Raw genomic sequence first — 7,023 nt, forward strand, 5'->3', positions numbered from 1 at the left:
ACTGATTGAAACACCCGGCTCCGGAGCCGGGCGTTTCCGGGTGGATATCCACCCGGAAACGCCGGCACCGGGGCCGTGCGTGCTTAAGATGGGAGCATGATGAGTGAGCTTTCGGGGGACGCCCAATGGCATGAACCCAGTGATTGGGAACAGCAGGGCAAGTTGCCACGCAATGCCGGGCTGCCTCCCGCGAACGTTGTCGGCTCCCTGAATATCACCGCCGCCGCCACCGATCCGGAATTGTTGGACCTGCCCTGGCATATCACCCTGGAGGAGTGGCCGGACGAGTATCTCGCCGCCCTGCCGCGCGGCATCTCCCGGCATGTGGTCCGCTTCGCTCATCTGGGCGGCTCCGTCATCGCAGTGAAGGAAACCAGTGAACACATCGCCCGGCATGAGTATCATGTGCTGCGCCGGCTGCAGAAAGTCGACGTTCCCTCGGTGGAACCGGTCGCGGTTATCAGCGGCCGCGCGACGCCCGACGGCGAGGAGCTCAACCCGGTCCTCGTTACCCGGCATCTGAAATTCTCCCTCCCCTACCGCGCACTGTTCTCCCAGAAACTGCGCCGCGACACCCTCACCCGTCTGATCGATGCCCAGGCTCTGTTGCTGGTCCGGTTGCACCTGATCGGCTTCTACTGGGGAGACGTATCGCTCTCCAACACCCTCTTCCGCCGCGACGCCGGCGCTTTCGCCGCGTACCTCGTCGACGCCGAGACCGGGGAAATCTATCCCTCACTTTCCTCTGGACAGCGCGAATACGATCTGGAGATTGCGCGGGTCAACATCGCAGGTGAGCTGATGGACCTGCTTGAAGGCGGATTGATCGAGGAACATGTCGATCCCCTGGCCACCAGCGAGCGGATCATGGACAGCTACCGACGGCTCTGGAACGAGCTGACCGGCAAGGAAACCTTCGGCGCCGGGGAGCGCTGGCGTGTCGCCGCGCGCGTGGAACGGCTCAATGAGCTCGGTTTCGACGTCGAGGAATACTCGATCAATACTGACTCCGAGGGTTCACGCATCCAGCTGCAGCCCAAGGTCGTCGACGCCGGCCATCATCCGCGGCGGCTCATCCGGCTGACAGGGCTGGACGTCCAGGAGAACCAGGCACGCAGGCTGCTTAACGATCTGGACCAGTACCGGGCGGAGTACTATCCACATCTGGACGAGGAAATCAGCGCCCACTCCTGGTTGACGCACGTATTCGAACCCATCGTGCGCGCTATTCCCCGCGAGCTTGCGGGCAAGCTTGAGCCGGCCGAAGTCGTGCACCAGGTCCTCGAGCACCGCTGGTACATGTCGGAGAAACAGGACAGGGACGTCCCGTTGGCCGAAACGGTGCAGTCCTACCTCGACGATGTGCTGCGGCACCGCCGGGACGAGGCCGCGATCCTGCTGAACCCGGATACTAAAACGTTAAACGTGCTTCAGGGCAACGATGCCGGCGAGGCGCCGGATCACGATCCGGAAGGCGAACCAGCAGCGAGCCACCCCGCGCACGGCACGCACGCATCCAGCACGCCGGGCGGCGATGAGCCGGTACAACATCCAGGAACAGAACCCGGAAATTCCCCTCACTGAAGGTTCAAGAGGGGAATTGCCCGGCGCCTCTAGTGCTTCTTGACGTTGGCGATATTTTCGGCGGCGGCCTCCTTGCCAGCAGCCTTAACCTTTTTGTCCGCCCGTTTTTCTTTCAGCGACTTGCCGGCCTTTTTGGTCAGCCCTTTGTGTGGCGATTTATCAGACATCGTTGCTCCCAATCCTTGGGGCCTGGATGGCTCCGTTGATAAGAGATTACGCCTCTTCAGGCAGGAGCAAAACCACTCATCCTTACGCCTGTGCAGACCGGTGCCCGACGCCGTTAAGTCTTCACCATTCCAGATGTGCAAGCGCTTCCACTCACCACGTCCAATAAGACGCTCACCCTCCCATCGAGCCACGCCGGCTCAGCAAAAATAAGCCCGCTTACGGTCTGCAAGCGTTTCCATTATGGGCCGGCGCGTCCTAAAATGGCCGTCATGGAAAATTCAGTAACCGCACCCGCCGGCACTGCCCAAGCGTCATCGCTGCTGCCCCTGCACCCTGCGGACCGCGACCTTCGCTGGTGGCGCTCGTCGGTCATCTACCAGATCTATCCGCGTTCATTCCGCGACCTCAGCGGCGACGGCGTCGGCGACCTGGCCGGCATCACTGCCGGACTGGGCGATCTGGCCAACCTCAACATTGATGCCGTCTGGCTCTCCCCCTTCTTCACATCGCCACAAAAAGACGGCGGCTACGACGTCAGCGACTACTGCGACGTCGACCCACTCTTTGGTTCACTGGACGACTTCGATCTGCTGGTCCAGCGCGCCCACGAACTCGATATCAAAGTCATCATCGACCTCGTTCCGAACCATTGCTCCAGCGAGCACCCGTTCTTCCAATCAGCCCTCGCTGCCGGACCGGACAGCGCCGAACGGGAGATGTTCGTCTTCCGGAACGGCCGCGGCGGCGATGGCGGACTCCCGCCGAACAACTGGCAGTCACACTTCGGCGGCCCGGCCTGGACCCGTGTGCAGGAAGCAGACGGATCCGCGGGACAGTGGTACCTGCATCTGTTTGACTCCTCCCAGCCCGATTTCAACTGGGACAACGAGGCCGTACGCGCCGAATTCGAGCGGATCCTTAACTTCTGGCTGCAGCGCGGCGTCAACGGTTTCCGGGTCGATGTGGCGCACGCTCTGGTCAAGGCCAAGGATCTGCCGGACTGGGGCGGCCGCGCCGACGGCGTCAGCACCGATGGTTTCCCCGGTCATGAGGCGCCCATGTTCGGCCAGGAAGAACTGCACAACATCTACCGGCGCTGGAGGGAAATCCTCGATAGCTACTCCGACGGCACCCGGAACGGCGACCGGATCCTCTGCGCGGAGGCATCGATCGACCCGCTGCCCAGACTGGCACACTGGGTCCGCCAGGATGAGATGCACCAGGCCTTCAACTTCGCGTATCTCGGCACCGGCTGGGATGCGGATGCGCTCCGCTCGGTGATCAGCAGCTCGCTGTCCGCCTTCGATGAGGTGGGAGCGCCCACCACCTGGGTGCTGTCGAATCACGACGTCGTCCGTCACACCACCCGCTTTGGGTACAGCGGAAACACACCACGCGACGGCGACGGCGTCGGTCCCAACGACCCTCAGCCGGACACCGCCGTCGGACTCTCCCGCGCGCGGGCCGCATCCCTGCTGATGCTCGCCCTTCCCGGTGGCGTTTACCTGTACCAGGGCGAGGAACTCGGTCTCCCCGACCACACCGCGATGCAGGGACTGCACCGCCAGGATCCCTCGTTCCTCCGCACCGGCGGCGAGCGGCTTGGGCGCGACGGCTGCCGCGTCCCGCTGCCCTGGACCTCCGGCGGGGACTCCTACGGCTTCAGCACGGCGGGCGAGTCGTGGCTCCCGCAGCCGGATCACTGGACCGAACTGGCACGCGAAAACCAGAGCGCCGACCCTGAATCCACCCTGACGCTGTACCGGGAGGCGCTGGGACTGCGAAAGGAATTGGGGCTCGGTTCAGGTTCGCTCGGCTTCAGCCCTGAGTACGACGGCGATGTCGTCGCCTTCGTCAATGGTTCCATCCTCGTCGCCATGAACATGGGCCTGGATGCTGCCGGCATCCCGGACGGCGATATCCTTGCGGCCAGCGAGCCGGGCGCCGGCGAAGGCAACGTGCTGCAGCCCAACCAGACGGTGTGGATTCAGTTAGGCTGACACTGCTGCTACCTTATCGGCAGCCCGGGAGAGGACACATTGGCTGGAATCAAGGACGTGGCAGCACGCGCCGGCGTTTCCACGGCAACGGTCTCCCGGGCGCTGAGCGGCAATGGGCACGTCTCGGCCACATCCCGGCAACGGGTCCTGGACGCCGCGGCGGAGCTCGACTTCGTCCTCTCGTATCACGCCTCCAGTCTTGCCTCCGGCCGCAGCCGAAATATTGGCGTGATCGTGCCATCTGTTGACCGCTGGTTCTTCTCCCAAGTGGTCGGGGGCATCGCTGGGGCCCTGCTCGACGTCGGCTATGACCTGACGCTGTACAACACGGCGCGCGGTGCCCACCATCAGGAGAGCGTGCTGAAGGACTACCTGATGCGCCAACGCCTCGACGCCGTCATTCCCGTCGCGTTGAAGCTGAACCAGGACGAACTGGCACGGCTGCTGTCGGTGAACCGGCCGGTCGTCGGTATCGGCGGCGCAATGCCGGGGGTGCCAACCGTCAGTGTCGACCATTTCGGCATGGGCTCATTGGCGACAGGACATCTGATCGGGCTGGGGCATAAGAAGATTGCCCACATAACCGGTGGTCCGGATGCGGACCGGGACTTCGAACTGACCGGCAGCCGCCGCGGCGGATACGAGACAGAAATGGTCCGGGCCGATTTGGACGTCAACCCGTCCTGGGTCGTCGTGTCCGACTTCACCGTCAATGACGCCCACCGGCAAGCGAAGCAACTACTGGCCAGCCCGTACGAACGGCCCAGCGCCATCTTCTGCGCTTCGGATGAGATGGCCATCGGCGCCATTCTCGCCGCCCGGGAGCTGGGGCTGAATGTGCCCGAGGACCTGTCGGTGATTGGAATCGATGGGCATGACCTCAGTGAGGTCTTTGGCCTGACGACAATTAATCAGTTTCCACAGCGGCAGGGCGAACGCGCCGTCCAACGCCTGCTGGCAGCGCTCAGCAGCGCGGAGAAGGAAACAGGTCCACTCAACGAAAAGCTCGATACCGAATTCGTTGTCCGCTCGAGCACCGCCGTACCAGCCAGCGGCTAAATAGCCTTGCCCGGATTCAGGATCCCCGCAGGGTCGAAGAGCTCCTTGATGCCGCGCTGCAGTTCCCGAACCTCTTTGCGCTGCTCCAACGGCAACCAGCGCAGCTTGAATTGCCCCACGCCGTGTTCGCCGGTCATCGTCCCGCCCATCTTCAACGCGACCTCGACGGACTCATCGAGGGCAGCATCAAGCCGTTCAAGCGCTTCATCGACTTCGGGCAATACATCACCCGTTCCGGATGTCTTTGCGATCTTCGCCGCTTCCGGGATCGGTACCCAGAATGTGGGGTGCAGATTTCCGTCCCCGGCATGCGCGACCACCCGGAGGTTCACCCCGTGCTCCGCCGCCATTCGTTCCAGCTCGGCAACGTAGACGACGAGCTGTGAACGCGGTACTGCGACGTCTTCGCCAACGCGGTATTCTTCCGGCTTCTCCGTGCCGCGGCTGTTCCTTCGCAGCTCCACCAACTTCTCGGCTTCCGCGGCGTTCTCGGCGCTGATGCTGGCACCCAGTCCGGAGAGCACCCGGCTGATCTCCTCCGCCTCTGCCGCGGCGCCGAATCCATCTGTTTGGATGAGCAGCAGTGCGGCACCCCGGTCGCTTAGACTCGAGCCGAACTGACGGTCCAGTTCAGACATCGTCGCAGCGTCAAGCAGTTCCATGATCGCCGGCTGGATCCGGGCCTTGCCCACTGCCAGCACCCCAGCGGCTGCGGTTCTGAAGTCTGGAAAGAAAGCCGCGATGGTCTGCACTTCCTCCGGCAGGTACTTCAACCGTACGGTTGCACCGACCACAACACCCAGTGTCCCTTCCGATCCGACAATGAGACCGGTCAGATCATATCCAGCGACGCCTTTGAATGTCTGGTGGCCGGTATGAATCAACGTCCCGTCGGCCAGCACGACGTCGAGGGCAAGTACTGCTTCCCGGGTGACGCCATATTTGGCGCATCGTAAGCCACCGGCGTTTGTGGCGATATTGCCACCGATCGTTGAGGTCCGGTAGCTGGCGGGGTCCGGTGCGTACATCAACCCATATTCGGCGACTGCGGAATTCAGGTCAGCATTGATCACGCCGGGCTCGACCACCGCGAGCTCATCATCCGGGCGGATGTCGAGAATGCGGTTCATTCGCTCGAGGCTCAAGACAATGCAGCCGGCGGTTGCGTGGGCCCCGCCCGAAACGCCGGTGCCGGCACCCCTCGTAACCACGACGGTTCCGGCCCGGTGAGCCCAGCGAAGTACCGCCTGAACCTCTTCAATCGTTCCAGGCCACACCACCGCTGCTGGCAGCTGCAAGTCCACGACAGGCCCTAGATCTGTGGAATAGAACTGGAGCTGGTCGTCGTCTGTACTGATGGCGTCCGTGGGCAGGGAGGAAATCAGGTCAGTGAGTTGAAGCTCTGGCATAGCCCGAGCCTACCGGCGCCGGAGGCGGGTCTGGAAATTGGAACGCCAGCGAATACCTCCACGGAAGGTCCGGGCGCGCATAGCCGGCGATGCATTTCTCATTGAATCCGCGCCGCGGGCTTCATTTCCAAACGGCCGCGCTCCTCTTTCTCATTCCTGCGGTTGTCCGCCTGCGGAGCGAGCAGGCCAGTCGCCATGAAGAATGTCCACCACAAATGCATCGATTCTGCGGGATGAGGGTTGTGCCAGTCTGTGATCCCTATAGCCAGCCCGGTCAGAAGACCAGCCGCGAGGTAGTGCATCCACGCTGGCAACGGCGACCAGGTCCTCAACGATTCACGTCTTCCCCAAAGATCGGCGGGAACCAATCCCATTAGGAACACCATCGCGGCCAGCCCATACGCGACTAGGAATATCCGCGTTCCCGGGAGGCCCGACGTGCCCGAGTCGTCGTTCCATTTCAGGGAGATCAAGGTGACTACCGCGATGAGAACTGCGAGAACCCCAAGTATCGGCCGAACCACCCTGGAGTTATTCCAAGCTTCCGTCACGGAGATGGATCGTGGGTCTAAAGGATCCGGCGTCATGGTGATCCCCCGTTCCACTAGCCGGAGGCCCAGCGGCCGCTCTACGCCGCTCGAGCCTGTTTCCCGGTCGAGCCTGTTTCCGGTCAGTCTAACTTAAGGGAATGAGCTGTTAAGTGGGTGGGGGCCCCGAACCTGGTGGTTTGGGGCCCCTCACTTAATGTGGGTCCGGCGGTGACCTACTCTCCCACACCCTCCCGGGTGCAGTACCATCGGCGC

The 7,023-nt window shown here is 62.9% G+C and carries 5 protein-coding genes and 1 pseudogene; 3 read left to right on the forward strand and 3 right to left on the reverse strand.

Annotation, left to right across the window (positions count from 1 at the left end):
- Positions 1-99: 99 nt before the first annotated feature.
- Positions 100-1,434 (forward strand): annotated as a pseudogene (locus ACX80B_RS15545) (DUF4032 domain-containing protein); the annotation flags it as partial.
- Between the two features lie 179 nt (positions 1,435-1,613).
- Here ACX80B_RS15545 and ACX80B_RS15550 read toward each other — a convergent pair.
- Positions 1,614-1,751, reverse strand: a complete 138-nt coding sequence (locus ACX80B_RS15550; protein ID WP_459297773.1) for a hypothetical protein — start codon at positions 1,749-1,751, stop codon at positions 1,614-1,616.
- A gap of 270 nt (positions 1,752-2,021) precedes the next feature.
- Here ACX80B_RS15550 and ACX80B_RS15555 point away from each other — a divergent pair, with 270 nt between their 5' ends.
- Positions 2,022-3,752, forward strand: coding sequence for a glycoside hydrolase family 13 protein (locus tag ACX80B_RS15555; protein ID WP_459297775.1), 1,731 nt, complete (start codon positions 2,022-2,024; stop codon positions 3,750-3,752).
- 39 nt (positions 3,753-3,791) lie between these two features.
- The gene (locus tag ACX80B_RS15560; protein WP_459297777.1) at positions 3,792-4,811 is read left to right on the forward strand and encodes a LacI family DNA-binding transcriptional regulator; all 1,020 of its coding nucleotides are present in this window, start codon (positions 3,792-3,794) and stop codon (positions 4,809-4,811) included.
- Here ACX80B_RS15560 and ACX80B_RS15565 read toward each other — a convergent pair.
- Positions 4,808-6,220, reverse strand: coding sequence for an FAD-binding oxidoreductase (locus ACX80B_RS15565; RefSeq protein ID WP_459297779.1), 1,413 nt, complete (start codon positions 6,218-6,220; stop codon positions 4,808-4,810). The two genes, ACX80B_RS15560 and ACX80B_RS15565, sit on opposite strands and share 4 nt — an antisense overlap.
- A gap of 98 nt (positions 6,221-6,318) precedes the next feature.
- Complete coding sequence (locus ACX80B_RS15570; protein ID WP_459297780.1) at positions 6,319-6,771, reverse strand: hypothetical protein; 453 nt, start codon at positions 6,769-6,771, stop codon at positions 6,319-6,321.
- Positions 6,772-7,023 lie beyond the last annotated feature (252 nt).

The sequence above is a fragment of the Arthrobacter monumenti genome, assembly GCF_054511255.1.